The sequence below is a fragment of the Altererythrobacter ishigakiensis genome, assembly GCF_001663155.1.
Classification (GTDB): Bacteria; Pseudomonadota; Alphaproteobacteria; order Sphingomonadales; family Sphingomonadaceae; genus Erythrobacter; species Erythrobacter ishigakiensis.
On record NZ_CP015963.1, the window covers coordinates 2,496,666 to 2,520,635 of the forward strand.

General features: G+C 57.4%; 21 protein-coding genes and 1 tRNA gene. 10 read left to right on the forward strand and 12 right to left on the reverse strand.

The genetic code is table 11. The annotated features are described in order from the left end of the window. Positions 1-31: 31 nt before the first annotated feature. Positions 32-709: a queuosine precursor transporter gene (locus A6F69_RS12005; RefSeq protein ID WP_067601654.1), complete on the forward strand. Its 678-nt coding sequence runs from the start codon at positions 32-34 to the stop codon at positions 707-709. Here A6F69_RS12005 and A6F69_RS12010 read toward each other — a convergent pair. Together A6F69_RS12010 and A6F69_RS12015 are read right to left on the reverse strand one after the other, a co-directional pair. After that, complete coding sequence (locus A6F69_RS12010; protein WP_067601657.1) at positions 706-2,637, reverse strand: beta-galactosidase; 1,932 nt, start codon at positions 2,635-2,637, stop codon at positions 706-708. The genes A6F69_RS12005 and A6F69_RS12010 overlap by 4 nt on opposite strands. 70 nt (positions 2,638-2,707) lie before the next feature. Next, complete coding sequence (locus A6F69_RS12015; RefSeq protein ID WP_067601658.1) at positions 2,708-3,310, reverse strand: TetR/AcrR family transcriptional regulator; 603 nt, start codon at positions 3,308-3,310, stop codon at positions 2,708-2,710. A gap of 200 nt (positions 3,311-3,510) precedes the next feature. Here A6F69_RS12015 and A6F69_RS12020 point away from each other — a divergent pair, with 200 nt between their 5' ends. Beyond that, positions 3,511-5,805, forward strand: a complete 2,295-nt coding sequence (locus A6F69_RS12020) for a TonB-dependent receptor (protein WP_067603105.1) — start codon at positions 3,511-3,513, stop codon at positions 5,803-5,805. Between the two features lie 13 nt (positions 5,806-5,818). Then, the gene (locus A6F69_RS12025; RefSeq protein ID WP_067601660.1) at positions 5,819-6,709 is read left to right on the forward strand and encodes an alpha/beta fold hydrolase; all 891 of its coding nucleotides are present in this window, start codon (positions 5,819-5,821) and stop codon (positions 6,707-6,709) included. A gap of 161 nt (positions 6,710-6,870) precedes the next feature. Here the strand turns inward: A6F69_RS12025 and A6F69_RS12030 are convergent. Beyond that, positions 6,871-6,946 (reverse strand) — tRNA-Lys (locus A6F69_RS12030). Between the two features lie 42 nt (positions 6,947-6,988). After that, a complete protein-coding gene (gene folK / locus A6F69_RS12035) occupies positions 6,989-7,492 on the reverse strand; it encodes a 2-amino-4-hydroxy-6-hydroxymethyldihydropteridine diphosphokinase (protein ID WP_067601662.1) in 504 nt (167 codons plus the stop codon). A gap of 104 nt (positions 7,493-7,596) precedes the next feature. Between folK and A6F69_RS12040 the strand changes: the two genes are divergently transcribed. After that, positions 7,597-9,027: a M20/M25/M40 family metallo-hydrolase gene (locus A6F69_RS12040; protein ID WP_245638247.1), complete on the forward strand. Its 1,431-nt coding sequence runs from the start codon at positions 7,597-7,599 to the stop codon at positions 9,025-9,027. An 8-nt stretch (positions 9,028-9,035) separates the two neighbouring features. Here the strand turns inward: A6F69_RS12040 and aguB are convergent, their stop codons facing one another. Next, positions 9,036-9,887 (reverse strand): N-carbamoylputrescine amidase, encoded by an 852-nt coding sequence (aguB, locus tag A6F69_RS12045; protein ID WP_067601665.1) that lies wholly within the window; start codon positions 9,885-9,887, stop codon positions 9,036-9,038. Positions 9,888-9,935: 48 nt separating this feature from the next. After that, on the reverse strand, positions 9,936-10,772 hold the full coding sequence (locus A6F69_RS12050; RefSeq protein ID WP_083984791.1) for a class I SAM-dependent methyltransferase: 837 nt from the start codon (positions 10,770-10,772) through the stop codon (positions 9,936-9,938). Between the two features lie 107 nt (positions 10,773-10,879). Here A6F69_RS12050 and msrA point away from each other — a divergent pair, with 107 nt between their 5' ends. Beyond that, the gene (gene msrA / locus A6F69_RS12055; protein WP_067601671.1) at positions 10,880-11,419 is read left to right on the forward strand and encodes a peptide-methionine (S)-S-oxide reductase MsrA; all 540 of its coding nucleotides are present in this window, start codon (positions 10,880-10,882) and stop codon (positions 11,417-11,419) included. An 81-nt stretch (positions 11,420-11,500) separates the two neighbouring features. Here msrA and A6F69_RS12060 read toward each other — a convergent pair whose 3' ends face one another. Next, positions 11,501-11,890: a VOC family protein gene (locus A6F69_RS12060; protein WP_067601674.1), complete on the reverse strand. Its 390-nt coding sequence runs from the start codon at positions 11,888-11,890 to the stop codon at positions 11,501-11,503. A gap of 124 nt (positions 11,891-12,014) precedes the next feature. Here A6F69_RS12060 and A6F69_RS12065 point away from each other — a divergent pair, with 124 nt between their 5' ends. Continuing rightward, positions 12,015-12,842: a hypothetical protein gene (locus tag A6F69_RS12065; protein ID WP_144573581.1), complete on the forward strand. Its 828-nt coding sequence runs from the start codon at positions 12,015-12,017 to the stop codon at positions 12,840-12,842. Here A6F69_RS12065 and A6F69_RS12070 read toward each other — a convergent pair. Beyond that, the gene (locus A6F69_RS12070) at positions 12,832-14,082 is read right to left on the reverse strand and encodes an RsmB/NOP family class I SAM-dependent RNA methyltransferase (protein WP_067601679.1); all 1,251 of its coding nucleotides are present in this window, start codon (positions 14,080-14,082) and stop codon (positions 12,832-12,834) included. The genes A6F69_RS12065 and A6F69_RS12070 overlap by 11 nt on opposite strands. Before the next feature lie 56 nt (positions 14,083-14,138). Between A6F69_RS12070 and A6F69_RS12075 the strand changes: the two genes are divergently transcribed. Beyond that, positions 14,139-14,297: a DUF1674 domain-containing protein gene (locus tag A6F69_RS12075; protein ID WP_083984792.1), complete on the forward strand. Its 159-nt coding sequence runs from the start codon at positions 14,139-14,141 to the stop codon at positions 14,295-14,297. A gap of 107 nt (positions 14,298-14,404) precedes the next feature. Here the strand turns inward: A6F69_RS12075 and A6F69_RS12080 are convergent, their stop codons facing one another. The 4 genes from A6F69_RS12080 to A6F69_RS12095 all read right to left on the reverse strand — a co-directional run bounded on the left by A6F69_RS12080 (position 14,405) and on the right by A6F69_RS12095 (position 20,169). Then, complete coding sequence (locus tag A6F69_RS12080) at positions 14,405-15,811, reverse strand: cytochrome P450 (protein ID WP_067601681.1); 1,407 nt, start codon at positions 15,809-15,811, stop codon at positions 14,405-14,407. A gap of 88 nt (positions 15,812-15,899) precedes the next feature. Then, the gene (gene hemH / locus A6F69_RS12085; RefSeq protein WP_067601683.1) at positions 15,900-16,934 is read right to left on the reverse strand and encodes a ferrochelatase; all 1,035 of its coding nucleotides are present in this window, start codon (positions 16,932-16,934) and stop codon (positions 15,900-15,902) included. Then, positions 16,931-19,201, reverse strand: a complete 2,271-nt coding sequence (locus A6F69_RS12090) for a xanthine dehydrogenase family protein molybdopterin-binding subunit (protein WP_067601685.1) — start codon at positions 19,199-19,201, stop codon at positions 16,931-16,933. The genes hemH and A6F69_RS12090 overlap by 4 nt, the downstream gene beginning before the upstream one ends. A 2-nt stretch (positions 19,202-19,203) precedes the next feature. Next, positions 19,204-20,169, reverse strand: a complete 966-nt coding sequence (locus A6F69_RS12095; protein ID WP_067601687.1) for an Mrp/NBP35 family ATP-binding protein — start codon at positions 20,167-20,169, stop codon at positions 19,204-19,206. Between the two features lie 73 nt (positions 20,170-20,242). On the opposite strand from A6F69_RS12095, the gene hflK reads away from it, so the two are divergent. The 3 genes from hflK (at position 20,243) to A6F69_RS12110 (ending at position 23,923) form a co-directional block, all read left to right on the forward strand. Then, positions 20,243-21,382, forward strand: a complete 1,140-nt coding sequence (gene hflK, locus A6F69_RS12100; RefSeq protein WP_425388055.1) for a protease modulator HflK — start codon at positions 20,243-20,245, stop codon at positions 21,380-21,382. A gap of 2 nt (positions 21,383-21,384) precedes the next feature. Further along, the gene (hflC, locus tag A6F69_RS12105) at positions 21,385-22,230 is read left to right on the forward strand and encodes a protease modulator HflC (protein ID WP_067601695.1); all 846 of its coding nucleotides are present in this window, start codon (positions 21,385-21,387) and stop codon (positions 22,228-22,230) included. A 187-nt stretch (positions 22,231-22,417) separates the two neighbouring features. Continuing rightward, positions 22,418-23,923: a Do family serine endopeptidase gene (locus A6F69_RS12110; protein ID WP_067603117.1), complete on the forward strand. Its 1,506-nt coding sequence runs from the start codon at positions 22,418-22,420 to the stop codon at positions 23,921-23,923. Positions 23,924-23,970: the final 47 nt, after the last annotated feature.

Genomic DNA, 23,970 nt, shown 5'->3' on the forward strand with positions numbered 1-23,970 from the left:
TTTTCCGTGTAGTCACGCTTAGACATCGCTCATGACAGAGAGCACTGCTGCATCGACCGAACTGCGTATCCCGCGCGCCTTCTTCATCTACGCGATCCTCTACGGCGGGATGACCGTGCTCGCGGGCGTGGTCGCTTTCAAGCAAGTGCAATTGTGGCCAAGCAATCTGGCGGTCGAAGCGGGGATTTTCCCATTCCTGATGCTGGTCGTGATAACCAGCACGATTGCTCAGCTTTACGGGCAGAAAATGGCCAACAAGATGGTGTGGATCGGCTTTATCCCATTGGCTGTTTCGGCTGCGCTGATCTTCCTGGTCCTTAGCCTGCCACCGTCTTTGGAAATGATTGAATATCGCGGCGAAGACCTTGCTGCTTTCGAGCGCGTGCTTGGCCAAACACCTCGCATCCTGATGGCGGGTCCGGCGGCCTACATCACATCGCTGCTGCTGAATGTATGGATCTTCGCCAAACTGCGCGGAAATGGCAAAGGAGGTGCGATCAGCCTAATGGTGCGCGGCGCAATTGCCTCCGCCCTCAGTCAAGCGATCGATTCAGTGATCTTCATCACGCTCGCATTCTATGGCGAGTTTGACATCACGGACCTGATGATCGGGCAGGTTCTTGCCAAGGTCACGCTCAGCTTCGTGTTGGTGCCGTTCCTGATTACGGGCGGTGTCGCGCTGGCGAAGTGGCTCGACAGTAAGGACTAATCCGCTGGGAAAACAGCGAAGCTAGCCGCTGGCAATTTGCGTGAACCTATAATTGGCGTGCCTGAAATCGCTTCGGGTATTGCAACCTCGCTAGGGGCATAGTTGAACACGAAAGTGTATTTCGCCGTCCGCCGAACGCGCAGCCCATCAGGCATTTCGACCGCTCGATGTCCCGCATCGCTAACCGCGCGCGTCACGACTTCGCTCAGCACTGCGCCTTGAGGCCATGTCGCGAGATAGCGGCAGTTCTCATGCGCCCAGCAAGCGACGGCGCCATCTTCCGCGATCAGGTCGGCTTCCATGTCTGTTTCGACATGATCGAACCAGCGCGCGATCGACCAGCCCTCACCTTGATGCTCGAGGCCCGGACGCAGGCTTTCGCTGCGTGTGACCTTGAGCGGCAGGATCGATTGCAAGCGCCCCGGCGGCAAATCGTCCGGGATACGAAAATTTTCGTCGCGGCTTCCTGTGCGCGGCCCGATGATCAATTGTCTTTGGAAAGCGAGAAGCGACTGGACTAGCTCGTCCGGCAGAATCGGCAGACACGGCACAACGACAAGCGCGTAGTCCGAAAGATCGGATGTAGGCGAGACGATATCGACATTCAGCCCCAGCTTGCGCAGCGCACGATAGCTGTCGAATGCCGCCCACAACGCAGACAACCCTTCTCCCTGAGGCTGAATTTGCGTGATCCACTCGGCGTCATAGCCAAACAAGACCGCCGCTTCGCGCAGCGGTTTTCCGACCGCTCCCAGCTTTTCAATCGCCTCCGCCGCCGCGCGCGTTTCAGCGAGAGCAGGTGCGGGCTCACCATCGGTCCGCAGCAACCCGGCATGCATCTGCTCCTGCGCGAAAGGTGCCTGTCGCCAACGGAAATAGCTGACCATCTCCGCGCCATGCGCCATGGCCTCAAGTGTCCACAACGCAACCATGCCATCAAGCGGCGCCGGGTTATGCCGCGCCCAGTTCACTGGCCCCGGCTGCTGCTCAAGCACCGACCAGCGCTCATCTATGGCGCAGCCTCGATACAAATCATGATGGAAAGCAGCGATATCGGGCTGACCCTGCCGCGCGAAATCCAGCTTCTCCTGATCCGTGAACCTGAACATTTCGAGGAAACCCAAGGGGTAACTGTCCCAGCCCAGCACATCGAGGTCAGCGGCCAGATCATGATGATCGTAACCGGTGTAAAATCCCATCGCATTGTGCGTTATGTCGCGGCCGGGTGACAGCTCGCGCAGGATATCGGCCTGCGCCTTGTTGAAGCTCACCACCTGATCGGAAGAAAACCGGCGGAACGCCAGCCAATGCGCCGGGTTTGCCTCGGTCACGGTCAGATTGGGAAGCCCGATCTCGCCAAAGCTGCGGTACTCCATGCTCCAGAAGACATTTCCCCACGCTCCGTTGAGCGCATCGATAGTTCCGTATCGACCTGCCAGCCACAGTCGGAAGGCGTCGCGCGCGGCAGGCGAAAAGCTCTGCACGGTATCATGGCAGCCATATTCATTGTCGGTTTGCCAGCTGACGATGCCCGGATGCTGGCCATATCGCTCTGCGACCGCGCGCGTGATGCGCGCCGCCTGCTCGCGATATCCCGCATGGCTGAAGCAATAGTGCCGCCGCGAACCAAAGCCGCGCGGGCGCCCTTGCCGATCAAGCACGATCATGTCCGGCATGGAATCGACCAGCCATTTGGGCGGCGTGGCGGTCGGCGTGCCCATGATGATGCCCAGCCCTGCTGCGTGGAGCACTTCCACCGCTTCATCGAGCCATTGCCAGTCGAAACGCCCCGGCTCCGGCTCTATCCGGCTCCATGCGAACTCGCCGATCCTGACGCGCGCTAGCCCCGCCTCGCGCATCATGCGCGCGTCGGTTTCCCAACGCTCGCGCGGCCAATGTTCAGGGTAATAGCAGACGCCCAAATGCATGGGCGGCAGCCTTCGCGCCACGCCGCTCAATCGTCAATCGAATTAAGAGGTAGGCGGTTGAACAACGGCTCTACTGCTTTGTTAGGCCACGCTGCAGAATCGATCTCGCGATTCGTGCCACATCGACTTCATCGGCGTCGTCACCCCAAACGGCGAAGCGCAGGCCAAGGAACACGTTCATACCCATAACTGCCCAGGCATGCGCTTCTTCCAAATCGTGGCGAAGCTCTTCTCGGTCGGCTCCAGCCTGCAGCCTTTCTAAGATCCGGGCTGCTGTTCCTTCATAGTGCGCGCGATAAGCCGCAGGATCCACGAATTCGGATTCATCAATGATCCGGTAGATTTCCTTATGCTCCTTCGCGAAGTGCAGGAAGCTGGCCAATGCTGCCTCTTCGACATCCAGCGCTGAAGGCTCCCCGGCCTCCTTCAGATTCTCGATCGCGGTAACTGCGCCAGCTTTCACTTGCGTACTCATGTCCTGTACCAGCGCCTGGAACAGGGCATCCTTGCTGTCAAAATAGGTGTAGAAAGTGCCCAGAGCGACCTCTGCCCTGCGAGTGATCGAACTGATCGACGCCGCGTGAAAGCCTTTCTCCCCGAACTCCACTGCCGCGGCATCAAGCAGTTTGCGCAATGTCTTGCGCCCACGTGCAGTGCGCGGTGTTTTGTCCATAACAGGCGTTGGATTTTCGATCGCGTATCCCCCTAGTTGCCTTGCTTAATACCAAAGTCTCATGAGCGCACGCAAGAATAAACTTGAAAGATGGTTCAACTTTCAATAAAAAGCACGAAACAAAAATGAGGAGAGGTCTCTTGGCGAAATTCACACAACGCTCTGTTACGCGGTTTCTGATCGGCTCTGCAGGCCTTGCAATGGCTGCTACGCTCGCACCCACAGGTGCGGCAGCGCAAGACAGCGATACCGTCGCACAAGGCAGGGAAAGTGCCAGCAATGTCATCATTGTGACCGCGCGCCGCCGCGAAGAGCGCCTTACTGACGTGCCGCTTTCTGTAACTGCCGTTTCAGGCGAACAGCTTGAACGAAGCGGTACGCTGGAGCTCACCGAAATTGCACAGGAAGTTCCAAACCTGACCTTGGAAGTCAGCCGCGGTACCAACACGACGCTCACCGCCTTTATTCGCGGCGTTGGACAGCAAGACCCCGTTGCAGGCTTCGAAGCAGGTGTCGGCCTCTATGTGGACGATGTCTATCTTAACCGCCCTCAAGCCGCCGTCCTTGATGTGTATGACGTCGAACGGATCGAGGTGCTGCGCGGACCGCAGGGGACGCTCTATGGCCGCAATACGATTGGGGGCGCGATCAAATATGTGACTGCGCGTTTGCCAGACTCTCCCGAATTCAAAATTCGCGGCACCTATGGATCATATGACCAAGCCGATCTGGTTGTTTCTGCCGCTGTTCCGGTGAGCGACAGTCTGCGTATTGGGACCAGTGGCGCGCGGCTATCCCGCGGCGGCTTTGGCGATAATCTCAATCTTGGAACAGAGAACTACAACAAGGATGTCTGGGCCGCACGTGGCACCATCGAGCTGGAGTCCGGCCCGCTGTTTGTCCGGCTGTCCGGTGACTACGTCAAGGACGACAGTGAAGCACGTCAAGGCGGACGTTTGATCCCGGGCCTGTTCACTGGTGCACCGGTTCTTGACGATCCCTATGATACACGCGCTGGCCTCGACATCGTTGATCAGGAAGTCGAGGCATACGGCGGCTCTCTATCGATCAGCTACGAAGTCAGCGACACAATCACGCTGAAATCAATCACCGGCTACCGGGAAGATAGCTCGACCACACCAATCGACTTCGACAGCCTGCCCGCAGCAGACCTGGATGTGCCGGCTATCTATGAGAACGACCAGTTCAGCCAAGAGCTTCAATTGCTGTACGAAGGTGACCGGCTGTCAGGCGTACTGGGCGCTTACTATCTTGATGCCAACGCGTTTACAGCCTTCGACGTGGCGCTGTTCACAACGGGCGACTTGATCAGCCTGCCTGGCCTTAACGCGCAAACATTGGGCGATGTTGAAACAGAAACCTGGTCGATCTTCGGCGATTTCACCTATGATCTGACAGATAGATTGAGTGTATCACTTGGTGGCCGTTATACGAGTGACAAACGGACCAGCCGCGTGCTGCGCACCACGTTTATCGGCGGATTCTCGGATCTTTTCATCCCAAATAGCCCGGCAATTCCGATCGCCGTCACAAGTGACTTCAACGGCAGTGAGACATTCAAGGAATTCACTCCCCGTGCGTCGATCTCGTTCAAGCCGGATGACGATAACAACATCTACTTCACATATTCGCGCGGCTTCAAAGGCGGCGGCTTCGACCCCCGCGGCCAAACAAGTGCAGCGCCTGACCTTGATGGCGACGGTGATGTGGATTTCGACGATCAGTTCGAGTTCTTGCGATTTGCGCCTGAGACAGTCGACAGTTTCGAACTGGGCTGGAAGGCATCGCTTGCAGACGGACGGATAAATGTCAGCCTTGCCGGATTCATGAGCCAGTATGACGATGTCCAGATTCCCGGTTCCGTTGGTGTCGACACCAATGGGGACGGCGTGAATGACAGTTTCATCGGCATCACGTCCAATGCCGCAAGTGCGGATGTCAACGGTATCGAGTTTGAAGGAAACGCCCTCGTCGCAGAGGATTTTGCCGGTTCTGGCAGCCGGTTCGGCATCAATTGGTCGCTTGGCGTTCTAGACGCCGAATTCAACACTTTCATTGATGCATTTGGAACCGATGTAGCTGATCAACGCGTGTTCCAGAATACCCCGGACATCACCGGCCACATGGGTTTCAACCTGGGGCTGCCAGTGGCGAGCGGCATGGTGGATGTGCTTGGCTCTGCATCGTTAAGGTCAGATGCGAGCCAGTTCGAAGTACCCAATCCGTTCCTTGATCAGGACGGCTTCGTGCTGGTTGACGCTAGCCTGGTCTACACGGACGATTCAGACCGTTGGTCAATCGGAGCTCACGTCAAAAACCTGTTTGACAAACGTTACATTGTCGCCGGCTATAACTTTGTCGCGGGTGGATCTGGCGGCGTGCCGTTCACTCCGACACTTGGCCTCGAAGGCACACTGACGGGTTTTTACGGTGACCCACGCAGGGTTTTCGTGACAGGCGAGATTCGCTTCTGAACGGCTCGGTCGCGTGACTGAACCGGCGAAATACCGCGAGCATCGCTATCGCAGCGCGGACGGGCGACTTGACCTGTTCGCGCGCGACTACCCGGCAAAAGGGGAGAAGAATCAATCCCCCCCTTTGTTGATGATGCATGGGTTGACGCGAAATTCTGCCGATTTTGAGCCGCTGATCGAGTTACTTGGAATCGGCAACCAGCGGATGATTGTTCCGGATCAACGTGGCCGCGGTCAATCAGACTATGACGGCGATCCTGCAAATTATCGTCCTGATGTCTATGCGGCCGACATGTGGGCACTGCTCTATGACCTCGGCATTGAGCGTGTGATCTGCATTGGCACGTCGATGGGCGGACTGATCGCGATGGTCATGGGGGCTACATCGCCAGAGCGCGTTGCGGGCATTGCCCTGAACGATGTTGGGCCTGAAGTGTCGCAAGCAGGGCTGGATCGGATTCGCTCTTATGTCGGCGGCGGAGACCCGATGACGAACTGGGACAAAGCTGCGATACGATGTGCCGATATCAACGGCTCAGCTTTGTTGGGTTTCGATGACAGCGACTGGTTGGCGTTCGCCAAACGGACATGTTGCGAACTGCCGGACGGAACAATACGCTTTGCCTATGACCCGGCAATATCGCGAAGCATGGAAGATCAGGAGCCTGCAACGGTGCCGCCTGACCTGTGGGGCCTTTGGGACGCCCTTGCGGAAACGCCCATACTGACCATCAGAGGTGAGCACAGCGATATCCTTGAACGCCAGACAGTAGCGGAAATGCAGCGAAGGCATCCTGAGGACTTCTCGTCGATTGAAGTGCGAGATAGGGGGCACGCGCCAATTCTAGATGAGCCGGAAGCCGTGCGTGCAATCGGTCGGTTCCTGACTGAACTGACGAACTGATCACTGCCATCCCGCAGTATGGATATCGCTGCCGTGGAATGGCGCGATGACTCCACTTCAAGTTGACTGTCACATCGCAAGCCGTCGTCTTTGGCTCACTCTCAACTCACTCGTCCCACGATTGAACGCGTCAAGAACTTCACAGCTTGATGGAAGATAGGTGGTGAGCCCTGCAGGGGTCGAACCTGCGACCTACTGATTAAAAGTCAGTTGCTCTACCGACTGAGCTAAGGGCCCACCTGATGCGCAACGCCGTTCGATAGCGTTGCACGAGGCGCGTCACCTAGGGACAGGGCGCGGCTTGGTCAAGCGCCCATATAGTTGTGCAAGCGACAAATTTGTGATCGGGTCTTTCCAATCACCGCCAATCTGTGTGGCTGGCTGCAAGACAAAGTCGCGCTTCCTGAATTCCGGGTGCGGAATCAGCAAAGAGTTGCTTTCCCAAATGCCGCCGTCCCACAGCACAATATCCAGATCGAGCACACGCGCGTTCCAGCGTTGCCCGCGTGTCTTGCGACCGAAGACGTGCTCGGTCGCCTTGAGCACAGCCAAGAGTTGGTCCGGCCGACGAGAGGTTTCAATGATCGCCGCCGCATTGGCAAATCTGCGCTGCGATGGTCCCATCGGTGGCGTCGTGATTGTCTGAGAAACGGCATGGATCAGAATCCCAAGGTCCTCGAGCACTTCATAGGCTGCCTCAAGAACCCGGCGTGGCGGCCCGTCGCGTGCCGTTCTGACATTTGAGCCCAAGGCGATCAGGAAAAGATTTGACGCGTTCGCCATGGCTTCTCGTACCTTCTGCGCTGGCACTTGCAAACAATGCTGATCGACATCGGTGTAGGGACGCGTTACGCCAGCAGGAGACGTCTTGACCAGAGGGGGGATAGGTGAAGCTCAAAGCATTGACCAGCACTGCAGCGTTCATGGCCACGATGATTGCCGCGCCATCAAGTGCGCACGACGGGCACATTGTTGATCTGACGACCGAACAGCAGATCGCGCTCAATATCTACGAAGATATCATCGGTTTTCGAACAGCGCGCGGACACAGTCAGGTCCCGGCCATGGTCACCTACCTCACGGCATGGCTCAAAGGCGAAGGGTTTGCTGACGAAGATATCATGGTCACAGACTATGACAGCGCAGGCGAACCAACGCAGGGGCTGGTCGTTCGTTATCGCGGTGATGGCTCATCAGGCAGGAAACCGATTGTGCTCCTCGCGCATATGGATGTGGTTGATGCGTTGCCGGAAGATTGGGAGCGTCCACCGTTCGAGTTGATCTTTGAAGACGACTATTTCTTCGGGCGCGGCGTGATGGACAACAAGTTCGGGGTAATGAACCTGACGCAGACCTTTCTCCGGCTGAGGCGTGAAGGCTGGACTCCAAACCGCGATCTCTATCTGGTCTTCTCCGGCGACGAAGAGACCGGCATGGTCTCCACGCGCGCGCAGGCCCAATGGGTAGCCGAGAACGTCGACCCGGAATTTGTGCTCAACAGCGACGCCGGCGGATTGGCGTTATCAAACGATTACACCCCGATGGCCATGCGAGTTCAGGCAGCGGAAAAAACCTATGCCACCTGGGAACTGACCATCACCAACCCCGGCGGCCATTCCTCTCGACCACGCAGCGACAACGCGATCTATGAACTGGCTGAAGCGCTGGGGCGGATTCAGGACTACAAGTTCCCTGTCCGCGCGACAGATTTGACGCGCAGCTATTTCGCCGCACTTGGCGAAACGGTGCCGGGCGAACTTGGGGAGGCAATGCGGACATTTTCGCAGAACCCCAAGGATGTCGATGCGATTGCCACGCTTCAGGCTAACCCGGAAACTGTCGGCACGCTTGGCACGACCTGTATCGCGACCATGTTGCGCGGTGGCCATGCCGAGAACGCACTGCCACAAAGCGCGACGGCCACAGTGAATTGCCGGATTTTCCCTGGTGAAGGTGCCGCCGCAACCGAAGCCACTCTGCGCGAGTTGACCGGCAATGCCGACATCCAGTTCAAGTTGATTACCGACGTCACGGAAAGCCCCGAATCGCAGCTACGCGACGACGTCCGGGCTGCTTTGGCCAAAAGCCTTCAGGCTCGCTGGGGGCAGGAGATTCCGATTATCCCCTATATGGAATCAGGCGGTACCGACGGGATGCACTATCGCACTCTTGGCTATGACACGGTTGCGATTGGCGGCGCCGGCTCACGCCCGCAGGATATGTTCGCTCATGGCCTGAATGAGCGAATGTATGTTGACGCTTTTCTCAATGGCCTGGACCATTGGGTGATCATGTTGAAAGAACTCGCCGGAGATTGAACCGGGCCCTAAATGTCTTCGACGATCCGCCCGTAAAGCTGCGGGCGGCGATCGCGGAAAAAGCCCATGCCCGCGCGGTGTTTCGCGGCCTGATCAAGATCGATCGTTGCCACGAGCACGCCAGATTCTTCCTTGCCAAATTCGCAGACCTTGTCGCCCCACTCATTGGTGATGAAGCTGTGCCCGTAAAAGGCCTGACCTTGCTCCACACCGATGCGGTTTGCAGCGATCACCGGCATGCAGTTCGAAACCGAATGTCCCTGCATCGCGCGTTGCCACATTCGGCTGGTGTCAAGATCGGAGTCATACGGCTCTGACCCGATCGCGGTGGGATAGAACAGCAATTCTGCGCCTTTGAGAGCCATCACGCGGGCGCATTCGGGATACCATTGATCCCAGCAGATCCCGACGCCAATCCGCGTTCCGCACAGGCCCCAAACCTTGAACCCGTCGTTACCGGGGCGGAAATAGTATTTTTCCTCATAGCCCGGCCCATCGGGAATATGGCTCTTGCGGTAGGTGCCCAGAACTTCGCCACTGGGATCAATCATGGCGAGCGTGTTGTAATAGTGATGCCCGTCACGCTCAAAGAAACTGGTGGGGATCGCGACCTTCAGCTTCGCTGCGAGTTTGCGCATCGCAATGACCGAAGGGTGCTCAAGCGTTGGCCGGGCCAGCGCGAACAGCTCCTCTTCCTCTGTCTTGCAGAAATAAGGGCCAGAGAAGAGCTCAGGTGGCAGGATAATCTCTGCTCCGCGCGCAGCAGCTTGCTCCACCAGCTCGCCAACAGCGGCAATGTTTTCCTGTTCGTCCTCGCTGCCCAGCGCGAGTTGAAGGGCGGCAACCGTGATTTCTCTCATGCGCCGCCCTTTAAGCTCAGTCTGTCTTCTTGAATAGCCCGGCGAACGTCAGTCCGCTTTCTTGAACAACAGCGTCATACGATCGCTTTCGCCGATATTCTCCAGTTCTGGACGCTTGGTGCGCCAGACTGGCTTCATCTCCCAAACGCCTTCCGGGTGATCGGCGGTATCATTCGGGTTGGCATTGATTTCTGACTTTGCGACCAGTTCGAAGCCGCTGATCTCCATCAGCTTTATCATGTCTGCTTCGCGCATGTAGCCGCGTGCCGGGTTTACATCGGCATATGTGGCATCGGCAGGCGCTCGATGCTGAACAATGCCCACCATCCCGTCCTCTGCCAGAACCTTTCGCATTGCGCGCATCCAAAGCTGGATGTCGCCGCCATTCCACACACCATGCAGGGCACGTACGATCAGTATGCGGTCGATACTACCCGACAACTCGTCGGGAAATTCATCTACTTCGAAAGCCATTACCTCGTCAGCTGTGCCGCCGAACTCTTCGGCAAAGTCCTGCTTGAACCGTTCGGTCCATCCGAGTGCTCGAGCGCGCGCAGCTCGCGTACCGAAGCCGCCTGCATCGCTGTCACGAGCAATCGCAATGTACTGACCCTTTTCGGCCAGATATGGCGCAAGAATGCGCGTGTACCATCCTCCGCCGGGTGCAACTTCGGCAACGGTCATGTCGGGCTCGACTTGAAAGAACGCGAGTGTTTCAGCAGGATTGCGATACTGATCGCGTGCTCGATCACCGTCACGGCGCTCGTGCGCAAGCACTTCGGTCAAGCTCGTTGCTTCCGCGTGACCACCGTGGCTATCGGCCAAGACAGGGGCGACAGGCGCGGCGAGCGACAGCGCCGCTGCGGCGAAAAGCATTCTATGCATAGTGGGAACTCTCCATTGGTGTGGTGGGTATTTTCCATACTGCAACGCGTGAGCATGACAAGTGTGCCACGAATTCCTATTTGTCGTTCAAATAAGGAGATTTGACGATGGCAATAGCCAAGCAAGCCATTGTGGCTGGCGGATGTTTCTGGTGCACCGAAGCGGTTTTCCGCGACGTTGTTGGCGTGTCCGAAGTAGAAAGCGGATACATCGGTGGGACTATCGCGAACCCGAGCTATAAAGAGGTTTGCAGCGGCAGCACTGGCCACGCTGAAGCAATCCGCGTAACATTCGACTCAGAAGTAATCTCCATGGAAGAGATTCTGGACGTGTTCATGGGAACCCACGACCCGACGCAGCTCAATCGCCAAGGCAACGACATCGGCACGCAGTATCGCAGCGCCATATTCCTGTCCGACGATCTGGACCGAGCAGCGGCTGAAGCTGCCATCGCGCGCTGGAATGCGGAAAATGGCGGCGGCGCGGTGACAACAGTGGAGGGGCCAGCGGAATGGTACCCGGCAGAGGACTATCATCAGGAATATTGGGAAGGCGAAGGTCAGCGAAATCCCTATTGCCTGGCGGTTATCCCTCCCAAGCTGCAAAAGCTCAGGAAGAGTTTTACGGCCAAGGTGAAGGCTGATTGATTGCCATTGTCAGCTTCTGCATCATGCACCGCAAGCTGCAGATGCGGCGGCAGAGCCCTCTCGTGACCTGATCCGTTCCGGTTAGCTCGCGTTGGACGCCTCCAGACGCCAAGGGGGAAAGCGTCGGTCCGGCCCAGCATGGAACAGGCACAACTTGTTACCTGACGGATCGCGAAAGCGCGCTTCGCGCCAATTCCAACGTTCGTCGCGCGGTGGGTTGGCGAACTCTACCCCCTGCGCCATCAATTGCGCGTACTTGCCATCGATATCGTCGACTTCAAAGTATAGCAGAGTTCCGCCCGGTTCATGCGCAGCATCATGATGGAGCGACAACGTGCTGGAGCCGGATGGCATTTCAAAACGCGCATAGCGTCCTTCTGCCAGTACGATCAGTTTCAGCCCCAGCTTGGAATAGAATTCGAGCGAAGCATCAAAATCAATCGCGCCAATCGTAACCTGGTTCAGATCCATTCTTCAGTCCTTAGCGTTCAATGCGAATCATTGGACTCATCCTATGCAAGCTCAAGTATGGTTTAGATCAAGCAATAACTTTCGATCCTTGTCTAATCTCGACCCGCCTGCCATCGATATTGCCATGGCACCCGGTCCAGTAAAAGCATACACCAGCGAGCATGCGATCCTTGAAGATGGTTCGGTCACATTCGCATGCTCCGGCGACATGGAATTGTGGCCTTGGCTGAAATTGCCTGCTCAGCATCCTATTGTCATTCAGACTCAGAATTATTGGACCAGCGTCGGCGCCTCAGCCGCTTTAGGGACACTGGACGAGGGCAAATGGAGCGCACTGACTTGGACGGACTGGGTATTGCATGATCATTCCGCCACGCATGCGACGCGAGGGATTTTTGCCCGGACCTTGGTTGAAGACGAACTCGCCTTCGAAACCAGGCTGTACGACCAAGACGAAAAATTGATCGTGACAATGCGCGGACGCGGGGTTGTCTTCAGAACGCGCAACTTTGAAGAATGGCGTGAAGGAACAAAGCGTACGCTAGCAGATCAATCGGGGCCTACCGGCTTTCGATACGCTCCGCGTGAGCTGCTGAACCTTAGCGGCGCCGAAGTCCCTCTGGTTTCTGAGCTGGATGGCCCACATGCAGCAGCGCTGATCACAAAGGAAAACGGGCTAATGCCCGGTCATCCTTATTTCAGCGGTTCGGGGGATCACGTAAATGCGCCGCATTTGGCCGAGGTAGCGCGACAAATCGCCAGTCAGATCAATGCTGGCATGCCATTGCTAGTCGTAAGTGGCGAGATGGATATGTATCGCTACGTCGAGCTTGGCATCAAGTTCGATGCGAGATTGCTTGAACACGCCGCGAACTCGGCGACAATGGAGATCGCGCAGAAAGACAGATCCTGCGCGAAGCTAAGCCTGAATTGGGAGACGATCAGGCCTTGATCCAACGAGCGACGAAGAAACCATCCAGTCCGCCGTATTCGGACAGCATACCGGGATGCGTCCGCAACCAACCTTCTTCGGTTGGCTGAAGGCCGGCGGGCAGCGCGTCTGCGGCTATCGGTGACGGCTGCAGGACCAACGCCGCGTCAATCCATTCCGCTTGCGCCTCGCACTCCTCGCGTTCCAGCGAACACACAGCATAGATCAGCACACCACCCGATTTCACCCATTCAGCCGCACGAGTGACCAGCCCGCGTTGCAGCTCGACCATCTCCTCTATCTGGCGGGGTCCGATCCGATGCAATACGTCAGGGTGACGACGACAAGTGCCCGTTGCCGTGCATGGCGCATCGAGCAGTATTGCATCGAATTGATGCTTAGGCTCCCAAGTGAGTGCATCGGCGCGAAGGGGGGATGCCTTTAGGCTGGTCCTCTGGAGATTCTCTTTGAGTAGTCCGAGCCGCCGCTTGCTGATGTCGAGCGCAGTCACGTTCCATCCGTTCGCCGCGAGTTGCAGCGTCTTGCCGCCGGGCGCTGCGCAGAGGTCAAGTGCATGACGCCCGTTCCCCTCGCCCAACAACCGTGCGGGCAATAATGCCGCCATATCCTGCACCCACCATTGCCCATCTGCAAATCCGGCAATCTTATCGATCGCCTCGCCTCGTGCACGCCGCAGATGTCCGGGCGCGAGCGAGTCCGCCGACAATTGAACAGCCATCTGCTGCGTCTCGGCCTCGTCTCGCAAGGTAAGATCAAGCGGTGGGGGTTCGGCAAGACCCGGCGCAATCTTAGCCGCATGTTCCGCGCCCCACCGGTCGCACACAGCCTCGGGCAATGTGGGAACATCCGGGAGCGTCACTTCGCGCTTGGTCAGAGTCGAGAACACGCCATGTGCCAACCTTCGTGGACCACCCGCCAGCAGCGGCAAGGCGGTCGCAATCACTGCGTGTGGCGGTGTCTCCAGCCTTAGCCATTGGGCCAGCATCATGCGCAGTACCGCCCTAGGTTTGGCATCGTCGGGAAGGCGCTGTTTCGTCGCGCTGTCGATCAGCGCGTCGAGATCCATGAGCCAGCGAAGCACTTCGTTTGCTATCGCAAGAGCCAGCCCCTTGTCCGCAGGCTTTCGAACTTGGCGCAAGGCCGCGTGCTCGGCTTGTTCAAGCGTTTCGCCGCGCCGCAATACGGCATCGAGCATTTGCAGCGCAGCGCGGCGCGCGTGGATTCCGGATGGTTGATGCATTGTTCGCCCCGTTACGGACTATTGAAACAATAAGCCAGCGCGCGCATTTAGATTGCATGACGACCAAGAAATCCAAAGCGGCCAAGGCGTTCGAGAAGCCCGCGCACTGGACCAACGATCCTCCGCCTAAGCCAAAGGCTGGCAAGGACGAAGAAGAGCTATCTCCCACCCGCTATGGCGACTGGGAAAAAGACGGCATTGCTATAGATTTTTGATTTGGTGCCGCTTGGTCGCGTCAGCCAAAGGCCGACTGGCCGCCCGCAGCGATGCGGCCCTTAGGCCGCGTGAGCGAGGATATCGCAGCCCGGATGGGCTGCGGTAATCACAGACTCTTAAACGTGACTTTTAGCCCGTCCTTAGGCTGAGGAATCGGCCAAGCCTGCCATTCAGGATCATATTCTTCAGATATTTCGATCGAATAGCGTTGTAACAATTGCGTGAGCAGGATCTTCACCTGCATGTATGCAAAATGCAGCCCCAGGCACATATGCGCGCCGCCACCAAACGGCACCCAGGCATATTTGTGCCGCGCTTTCACCTTGTCAGGCGTAAACCGCAAGGGATCGAAAGTGTAAGGGTCTGGCCACAATTCCGGATCGTGGTGGGTGTGATGAACATTTATCCCCACAGGCGTGCCTGCTGGGATTTTGTAGCCACCGAATTCAAACGATTTCAGCGCACGACGCGGCATGGACGGCACAGGAGGGATCATCCGCAAAGCTTCCTTGAAAGCCATTTCAGTCAGCTCAAGCTTGGCAAGATCATCATAATCAAGCGGGCGAGGGTTGCCGTCAGCATCCGGTCCGCCGGTAACCGCTATAATCTCTTTCCGTAGCTTTTCCTGCCACTCGGGATTTTTCGCCAGCAGATAGATCAACGACGTCGCTGATGATGTGATGGTATCATGCGCCGCCATCATCAGGAAGTTCATGTGATCGACCACTTCATCCACCGGCAACAGCGAGCCGTCTTCTCGGGTCGCGGTGGCGAACTGACTGAACATGTCTTGCCCGCCGCCCTCGCTACGGCGCCGGTGGGTTTCCTTTGTGAAATACTCGACCAGGTATTTCCGCCCGTCGACGCCTTTTTTCATCTTGGTAAACGGTAGCGGCCTGCGGACCGGTGCGACCGATGCCTGGACCATGTCGACAAAGCCTTCATTGATCTTGTCCGCCTCTGGCCCCCACGGGATACCGATGAAGCTGTCCGCCGCCAGATCCAACGTCAATTTCTTGATCGCCGGATAGAACAGCATCTCGCCCTGCCATTTGCGCACCTCCTGCGCGATGCCGCGATTAAGCGCTCCCGAATAATGCCGCATTGGCTCTGGCTTGAATGCGATCGACAGAGCGCGCCGGTCAATCCTGTGATGATCAAAATCCATCAGCATCAACCCGCGCGGGAAAAGCTGGTCAAGAACGGGACCCCAACCCTGCTCGCTGGAGAAAATCTTGTCCTTGTTGAACAGCACCAACTCGTTCGCCTCGGGGCCAACCATGGCGACATTCCAGCCACCAAATGCGCGCGTCTTGTAGACCCGGCCATAGGTTTCAACCATCCGCTTGGTAAAAGCGTGTGGGTCAGCCAGCATCTTGAAAGTATTGCCGATAATCGGCAGGCCGCCCTCCCCCGGAATGTGATCAAGATCGGATGGGTCCGGGTTACCTTCGGTCCAATGCTGCGGTGAAGTGTCCGTGTCTTGCTGTGATGGTTGGGCGATGCTTGCCATCGGGGAGGTCCTCTCTCAGCTTTTGTCAGCTACTTACCCTGATGTAAGTAAATCGCGAGAGCAAATCCAGTTCCGATTGCTTTGTGGCTCAGATCCAGCCTGAAAGCTCGCGCCGGATGATGGATTCAAGCATCTTCATCCCGGCATCTGATGCGTTGAGGCAGGACAGGACAGCGAATTGTTCGCCACCCGCTTCAAGAAACTCGTCGCGGCCTTCGATCGCCAGCTCTTCCAATGTCTCAACGCAATCGGCTGAAAAACCGGGAGCAGTCACCGCCAGCCGCTTTGTTCCCTTCGCGCCCTCGGCAATCAACGTGTCGTCTGTCGCAGGTTCAAGCCATTGAGCACGGCCAAAGCGCGACTGGAACGTCGTCTCGATCCGCATGTTTTCATAGCCATCCGCTGTGGCCAGCCGTTCAGCCAAAAGGCGCGCGGTCTTGCGGCAATGGCAATGGTACGGATCACCAAGCTCAAGCGTACGCAATGGCATTCCGTGGAAGCTAAGCAGCAAGACTTCCGGCACAAAATCGAGCCCGCGAAGCTGACGTAATGTGTCTGCCTCCAGCGCGTCGAGATAGGCTGGATCATCATGATATGGCGGCAGAGTACGCAAGGCCGCCTGCCATCGTGTCTCCGCCAAATACTCAGCTGCCTTGTCTACCACAGTGGCCGTCGTCGCACCGCTGTATTGCGGGTAGAGCGGCGCCAGCAGAATTCGATCACAGCCCGCATCCTGCAGCGCTTTCAATTCTGTCGGAATGGACGGTTTGCCATAACGCATTGCGTGACGAACAAGCACGGCATCGCCAAGCCGCTGCTGTAACCCCGCAGCTTGATCTTGTGTAATCACCAGAAGCGGCGACCCGCGGTCGGTCCAGACCTTTGAATACGCCTCGGCGCTCTTCTTCGGGCGCGTGTTGAGTATGATCCCGCGCAGGATGACTTGCCAGATCACGGCGGGAATCTCGATCACACGCGGGTCGGAAAGAAACTCCTTGAGGTAACGCTTAACATCGCCCGGTTCAGGAGATTCTGGAGTTCCAAGATTGACAATCAAAACGCCGATCCGGCCGCTTTTGACAGGCACGTGATCAGACGGAAGAGATTGTTGGACCCAGGTCATAAGCCCCCTGAAAGTAGGGGCAGGCGGCGCAACCGCAAGCCAGTGGCCGAATAAAGTGCGTTGGCGATCGCCGGAGCCGCCACCACCGCACCCAATTCGCCGGGATCGAATGCAGGTGCTTCGCTATCGATAAAGTCCACAATTATGTCCGGACAATCGGCCATTACAGGTAGGTTTAGCGCGCTCAACTGCTGCGATTGAGGAAGTCCGCCTGAATATCGCGTGCTTGCACCCATTGCGGTGGCAAGACCAAACACAAGGCCACCTTCGATCTGCTGTCGTGCGATATCCAGATTAACGATCCGGCCAATATCAACCGCCACAACCAGCTGATCGACGCGCACGCCACCTTCGCCCGCCCGCGCTCTAGCCACGCAGGCGATCCGGCCGCCGGTATCATGATCGCCGATCCGGTGACACGCAATACCCTGGCCACTCTGATCGCCGCCACCGCCCCATTCCGCCATCCTGGCAGCGCGCTGCAGGCAAGCTGCCAGCCTCGTATCGTTTCCAAGCATGGCCATGCGGAAAGAAAGCGGTTCACGCCCATTTTCATTCGCTAACTCATCGATGAAACTCTCAATAGCAAACGCGGTGTAAGTGTTGGCGTTGCCCCGCAAGCGAGAGACAGGCAGACCAATCTCTACCGGTGCATGGTCTACCGCGACATTCGGGATCGAATAGGGCGGCATCGCGCCTTCGCATGCCATCGCGTCAGCCTCGCCCTCCGTATCGCGGATCGCGGCCCAGCTTGTCTTGTTTTCAAAAAGGCGCTGCCCAAACTCAAGGTTTGCAGGTGGCATAGCAATGCGGGTGCGCAAGGCGTCAGGCCGACCTTCACCGCCTGGAGCCTTCTTCGCGCTGAGCATGATGGCTGCAGGAGAGCGCGGTCGCGAAGCAAGCATTTCCTGCCACCGCGACCAAATCAACTGCACCGGACGGCCAATCTCACGTGCGATCAGAGCGACTTCAATTGCGTGGTCATGCTCGTACCGACGATCAAAACTTCCGCCTGCCGGCATCGGGTAAAGCACGACATCTTCAACATCGATATCGATAGCTCGCGCCGCAGCTATCCTTGCACGCTCGGGCGCTTGTGAGGCAATCCAGAGCTCTAGCTTGCCATCCGCGAACCGTGCTGTCGCCGTGCTCGTCTCGTTGGTGACATGCAGCCCGGGCTCAATATCATATCTCAATTCAATATCCGGTGCTTCCAGCAAGGCATCTGGATCGCCCCGCTCAGCAATTCGGTCCGCGTCGCCGGATTTCAGCGCGTCATCCAGCTGCTGCTCCATCATCTCGCTGTCGACCAGATGTTCAACGCGAAAACGCGCGTTCATCGTGTCCAGCGCCTGTTCTGCAGCCCACCAGTTGGTCGCCACAACAGACAGCCAGCGCTTGCCTTCGACTGCACCTACGATGCCGTTGATGTTCCGCGCATTAAATGGGTTGAACTCGGTCAGCTCTGCCTTGTCCAGTGGACCATGACGGATCGCCGCGTAAACCATTCCCGGCAACCGAACGTCCCCGGCAAACTGAAATGATCCATCGACCTTCGATGGCAAATCGAGACGTGGAAACGCACTCAAGCCTTCTGCTTCGCCGGGCAACACGTCTTCACTGAACGGCTCTGGCATCAACGGCGGGGGATCGGGCGGATCGAATTCGGCGGCCTCCATCGCCAGTTCGCCGAAACTGAGGCTCCGATCCTCGTAAATGATAAAACCCGCACTGGCGCGGCATTCCTCCCACCCGACATTCCAGCGCGCCGCCGCCGCCTGCGCCAACATGGCGCGCGCAGACGCCGCAGCTTCGCGGCAAGGCTGTTCAAATGCCTCCAATGCCGTGCCATCACCTGTGATATTGAGCCGCATGTCTTGAGCAAAACGTCTCGCCAGCAAGCCTTCTGGATCATCAGCAAGATCTGGGAAGTTAGCCCACATCGGGGCCCATTTCGCAGCAAGTGGGACATTGGCATAGCTGCCACTCACAGGCGCAGGTTCAACTGCGATCTGGCGCCAATCCGCCCCCAGTTCAGTCGCCACCAATTGAGGAATAAGGGTTGTGATCCCCTGTCCCATCTCCAGCTGCGGGACAGCGACTGTAATCACTCCGTCGCTCGCGATCTTGAGCCATGCGTCAAAGACCTGTTCTCCGTCACGCGCCTCTAGAGGATTTGGAAAGTTTCGGGGCCACAGCGTCCACGCAATCAGCAAGCCGCCGCCCGCAGCAGCGCCAGCCAGCAATCCGCGCCGCGTGATCGCCATTTTCAGGTGCTCTCCTTCTTCAGCCAGTCGGCGACTTTGCTTGCGACCGCGACGAATGCCTTGCCCTCATCACTGTCGGTCGAGGCGGACGGAACGCCTCTGTCTCCGGCTTCGCGGATCGGCAAAGCAAGCGGAATGCGCCCAAGAAAAGGGATGTCGACTTTCTCTGCCATCGCTTCGAAGCCACCTTTGCCAAATGGATCGGATACCTCGCCGCAGTGAGGGCAGGCATACCCAGCCATATTCTCGACAAGTCCGATCACAGGTACTTGCCCTTGCTCAAACAATTGCCCGGCGCGAGCTGCATCAATGAGAGCCAAGTCTTGGGGGGTCGACACGAGAATCGCGGCATCCGGCCGGTGCTTCTGAAGCATCGACAGCTGCACATCGCCGGTGCCCGGCGGAAGATCAATCAGAAGCAGTTCGGTCTCCCCCCATTCGGCATCGACCAACTGGCTCAATGCGTTACCTGCCATCGGTCCACGCCATGCCAGAGCTTGTGCTGGCTTCACCAGAAAACCCATCGAAAGCACCGGAACACCGTATTCGCTTTGCACTGGGATGAGTTTTTCACCCGCAGCTTCAGGCTTCATGCCCTCCGTCTTCAGCAATTTGGGCTGGGATGGGCCGTATATGTCGGCATCCACCACGCCGACCGAAACCCCCATCTGCCGCAGAGCAACCGCGAGATTGGTGGTGAGCGTTGACTTGCCCACACCGCCCTTGCCCGATCCGATGGCAATGATGCGGCGCTTGACCTTATCAGCCATCATCGCAACGCGCACTTCGTTCACGCCTTCAACCGCGCCAAGAACTTCTGAAATCTCCTGCTCGACAGCGGCACGGTCTTTGGCTGGAAGCCCGCTTGCATCGAGCACCACAATCGCACGTTCACCTATCATTTTGGCAGACTTTACACGCGCCGCGAGAGGCTCTGAAAGATGTGCTTGCAAATCGTTAGAATTCATGGCGCAAGCCCCTAGCATCAATTTGTGATGCGCAACCCCTGTTTTTCGTCAGAAGCGCACCTATAAAAGACTTATGGACAAATTCGACAGTTTCAGAAAATCGATTGGCCTCGCGATGGCCGGCAAAAGCCCATGGGGCAATGGCGGCGGCGATGATGGCGGCGAAGGAGGCTCATCGGGCGACGACAGCAAGGGCGGCGGCCCGCGCAATCCGTGGCTTCCCGGAAGCGGTGGTGATGGAAAACGCCGCTCCGCCAACATAGAAGATATCTTCAAGAATCGTGGCCCGGAAGGCCCACGACGCAGAGGCGGCGGCCCGCGCGGACCAAATTTGCGCTTGCCGCAGCGTCCAGGCGGGAAAAGCTGGCTTCCCCTGATACTTGGCGGCGTGGCACTGGCATGGATCGGCCTTTCGTCGGTCCACTTTGTTCAGCCGCGCGAACAAGGCATCGTAACCTGGCTTGGTGGCAAGTACTCAAGCACTCTTAATCCCGGCACCAACTTCTCTCTCCCCTACCCGATCCAGCAGGTGACGGTAGAGAATGTCAGTCAGATCCGTTCAGCCAAGATTCCAGAGGGCAACCAGGAAAAGCTGATCCTGACAGGGGATCAGAACCTGGTTGATCTGAGTTATCTGGTTCGCTGGAATATCAAGAACCTGACTGATTATCAGTTCCAGTTGGAGGAACCCGAAGAGACCATCCTTGAAGCAGCCGAAGCGGCCATGCGTGCCTCTGTGGCCGAACAGCCACTCGATCGCGTGCTTTCGGGTGAAGGCCGTGCTGACATCGAACTGGCCGTTATGACGCGGATGCAGGCCATGCTCGACGGCTATCGCGCGGGGATTGCCGTGCAGGGTATCGAAATCGACAAAACCGACCCTCCGCAGCAAGTCATCGAAGCGTTCAACGATGTACTTGCGGCTCAGCAGGACGCCGAGCGCGACATCAACCAGGCGCAACGCTATGCACAACAGCTGCTCGCGCGCGCTGAAGGTGACGCGGAAGCATTCAACCAGATCTATGGCGAATATCGTTTGGCGCCCGAAGTGACGCGCCGTCGCCTTTATTATGAGACAATGGAGAGCGTGCTTTCGAAGACGGACAAGACCATCATCGAAGCTGATGGCGTGACGCCATATCTGCCACTGCCAGAGGTTCAGCGCCGTGCGCGCGAAGCCCAGCAGCAAGCTCAGCAAACGGGAGGCCAGTGATCATGGAAAACATCTGGCAAGACTATAAGGCGGTTGTGATCGGAGTATTCGTACTCATCGCAGCTGCGTTTGCATCATTGTTTGTGGTTCCCGAAGACAAACAGGCGGTTGTGATCCAGACCGGTAACCCGGTTAAGGTGGTCAATATCTTCCGCCCTAACGTACCATTCGGCGAGACCAAATCCGGGCTCTATTATCGCATTCCTCTGATCCAGCAGGTGCAGATGGTAGAGCGTCGCATCCTTGACCTCGATATGGAACGCCAGGAGGTCCTGACCAGCGACCAGCAGCGTCTGCAGGTTGATGCCTATGCCCGTTTCCGCATCATCGATCCGGTGCAAATGATCGAGAACGCCGGTACCGAGGAAAACGTGCGGCTGCAGCTTGCACCGATCCTGACATCGGTTCTGCGTCAGGAACTGGGCCGACGGACCTTCGCTTCTCTGCTTACGGCAGAGCGCGGCACCGCCATGCAACGCATTCGCGATACACTCGACACACAAGCGCGTCAGTATGGTGCTCAGGTAATCGATGTGCAGATCAAGCGTGCTGACTTGCCCGAAGGTACACCTTTGACTGCGGCTTTCACGCGTATGCAATCTGATCGTCAGGAAGAGGCGGAAACCATTCGTGCACAAGGCCGCAAGAACGCTCAAATCATTCGTGCCGAAGCGGAGGCTCAAGCGGCTGCAACCTATGCAGACGCCTATGGCAAGGATCCGGAGTTTTATGACTTCTACCGGGCCATGGAGAGTTATCGCCGCACCTTTGAGCAAGGCACTGGAGATAGCTCCATGATCCTTGATCAGGACAGCGAGTATTTCCGCCAGTTCCGTGGGCGCCGATGATAATTGCCGGGCGGGATCGCCCTGCCCAAACCGACGAACAGTTGATTCGATACTATCGATTACGACTGTCGTTCAAATGCGGTTAAGTGCGTCCAAGCGCATATTCAGACCGTAACTGGTGTGAATGCGCAGTTTGCACGATCATGCCGAACACGAATTGAACATTAGTCGAGAGGACACAAAGCCTGTGCGTTACGTATACGGATTGACGACCGCCTTGTTGCTAGGCGGAGCAAGCCTTTCCCTTGCCACCGGATATCCTGCCGGTGCTCAAGTAGCCCAGAACAATGACACAGCCATGCAGCGGATCACACCGCGCGCCGGCGCGCCAGCAAGCTTCGCAGACCTTACAGAGGCATTGCAGCCGGCGGTGGTGAATATCTCGACGCGGCAAACTCTCACGATTGAGCCTAATCGCCGCTTTCGCGATGGTCTGACACAAGAGGGCGGCTCGCTCGGGTCAGGCTTTCTGATATCAGCAGATGGTTACATCGTGACGAACAATCATGTGGTGTCGCCTTCTGACCAGCGCATAACGCTGGAAGAAATCACCGTTACCCTGCATGACGGCACGGAATATCAAGCAGAGCTAGTCGGTACAGACCAGCAAAGCGACCTCGCCGTGCTGAAAATCAATCGCAGTGCGCCATTCCCCTTTGTTGCCTTTGGCGACTCTAACGAGGCGCGTGTGGGTGACTGGGTGATTGCCATCGGCAGCCCTTTCAACCTCGGCGGAACGGTAACCAGTGGCATTATATCCAATGCCAACCGCGCATACGGCCGCGGCGCCTATGACCGCTATTTGCAGACCGATGCCAGTATCAATCGCGGTAATTCGGGCGGTCCCTTGTTCGACATGCAGGGCAATGTGATCGGCGTAAACAACGCGATTATCTCGCCGTCTGGTGGCAACGTGGGCATCGGGTTCGCCATCCCTGCAGATACCGCTGCCCCGATCGTGGCTTCATTGATCGCCGGTGAGGAAATCGAGCGGGGCTATCTGGGTGTCAGCATTCAGCCGGTCAGCGAAGACATGGCCGAAGCGATGGGCATCCCTGAAAATCGCGGCGAGATCGTGCAATTGGTCGTCGAAGGCGAAGCTGCAGACAAGGGCGGCTTGCGCGAAGGTGACATTGTGCTGCGCGTAAATGGGCAAGAGGTAACTCCGGATCAGAACCTGTCTTACCTCATAGCCAACATTGCTCCGGGTACCCGGATTCCGCTGGAGATCGTCCGCAATGGCGAAGAGCTCACTCTGAATGTAACCGTGGGCAAGCGTCCATCGGAAGCCGAACTGGCTCAGCAGCAAGCCGAGTTCACAGATGAAGAAGGTGAAGAAAGCAACGCGTTGGATGAAGACGCGGAAGGTTTCATCGAGGACAATCTTGGCATCAGCGGCGTCTCAATGAATGAGCGTTATGCGCGAGAGCTTGGCGTAAGCGCCGATATCGAAGGTGTGGCAATCACAGGCGTTCGCAGCAACTCGGACGCTGCCCGCAAGGGCCTATCGCGTGGTCTGATCATCACAGCGGCGAACGGCCAGTCAATTGCCAGCCTCGAAGATCTTGAAAGCGCATTGCGTGAGGTAAAGCAGGCTGGACGCGGAGCTGTAGCGCTGCGTATCCAGACCACCCGCTTCCAACGTGGTCCGTCACGTTCCACCACGGTGGCGGTGCGCCTGATGGAACAATAAGACTCCATCAATTCAAGCACAGAGGGCGTTGGTCAGCTTCGGCTCCA

Excerpts from the sequence above, each read along its gene's own strand:
- A6F69_RS12005 (WP_067601654.1), top strand. The coding sequence starts at position 32 with ATGACAGAGAGCACTGCTGCATCGACCGAACTGCGTATCCCGCGCGCC.
- A6F69_RS12010 (WP_067601657.1), bottom strand. The coding sequence starts at position 2,637 with ATGCATTTGGGCGTCTGCTATTACCCTGAACATTGGCCGCGCGAGCGT.
- A6F69_RS12015 (WP_067601658.1), bottom strand. The coding sequence starts at position 3,310 with ATGGACAAAACACCGCGCACTGCACGTGGGCGCAAGACATTGCGCAAA.
- A6F69_RS12020 (WP_067603105.1), top strand. The coding sequence starts at position 3,511 with ATGGCTGCTACGCTCGCACCCACAGGTGCGGCAGCGCAAGACAGCGAT.
- folK (WP_067601662.1), bottom strand. The coding sequence starts at position 7,492 with ATGGCGAACGCGTCAAATCTTTTCCTGATCGCCTTGGGCTCAAATGTC.
- aguB (WP_067601665.1), bottom strand. The coding sequence starts at position 9,887 with ATGAGAGAAATCACGGTTGCCGCCCTTCAACTCGCGCTGGGCAGCGAG.
- A6F69_RS12050 (WP_083984791.1), bottom strand. The coding sequence starts at position 10,772 with ATGCATAGAATGCTTTTCGCCGCAGCGGCGCTGTCGCTCGCCGCGCCT.
- msrA (WP_067601671.1), top strand. The coding sequence starts at position 10,880 with ATGGCAATAGCCAAGCAAGCCATTGTGGCTGGCGGATGTTTCTGGTGC.
- A6F69_RS12060 (WP_067601674.1), bottom strand. The coding sequence starts at position 11,890 with ATGGATCTGAACCAGGTTACGATTGGCGCGATTGATTTTGATGCTTCG.
- A6F69_RS12065 (WP_144573581.1), top strand. The coding sequence starts at position 12,015 with ATGGCACCCGGTCCAGTAAAAGCATACACCAGCGAGCATGCGATCCTT.
- A6F69_RS12070 (WP_067601679.1), bottom strand. The coding sequence starts at position 14,082 with ATGCATCAACCATCCGGAATCCACGCGCGCCGCGCTGCGCTGCAAATG.
- A6F69_RS12075 (WP_083984792.1), top strand. The coding sequence starts at position 14,139 with ATGACGACCAAGAAATCCAAAGCGGCCAAGGCGTTCGAGAAGCCCGCG.
- A6F69_RS12080 (WP_067601681.1), bottom strand. The coding sequence starts at position 15,811 with ATGGCAAGCATCGCCCAACCATCACAGCAAGACACGGACACTTCACCG.
- hemH (WP_067601683.1), bottom strand. The coding sequence starts at position 16,934 with ATGACCTGGGTCCAACAATCTCTTCCGTCTGATCACGTGCCTGTCAAA.
- A6F69_RS12090 (WP_067601685.1), bottom strand. The coding sequence starts at position 19,201 with ATGGCGATCACGCGGCGCGGATTGCTGGCTGGCGCTGCTGCGGGCGGC.
- A6F69_RS12095 (WP_067601687.1), bottom strand. The coding sequence starts at position 20,169 with ATGAATTCTAACGATTTGCAAGCACATCTTTCAGAGCCTCTCGCGGCG.
- hflK (WP_425388055.1), top strand. The coding sequence starts at position 20,243 with ATGGACAAATTCGACAGTTTCAGAAAATCGATTGGCCTCGCGATGGCC.
- hflC (WP_067601695.1), top strand. The coding sequence starts at position 21,385 with ATGGAAAACATCTGGCAAGACTATAAGGCGGTTGTGATCGGAGTATTC.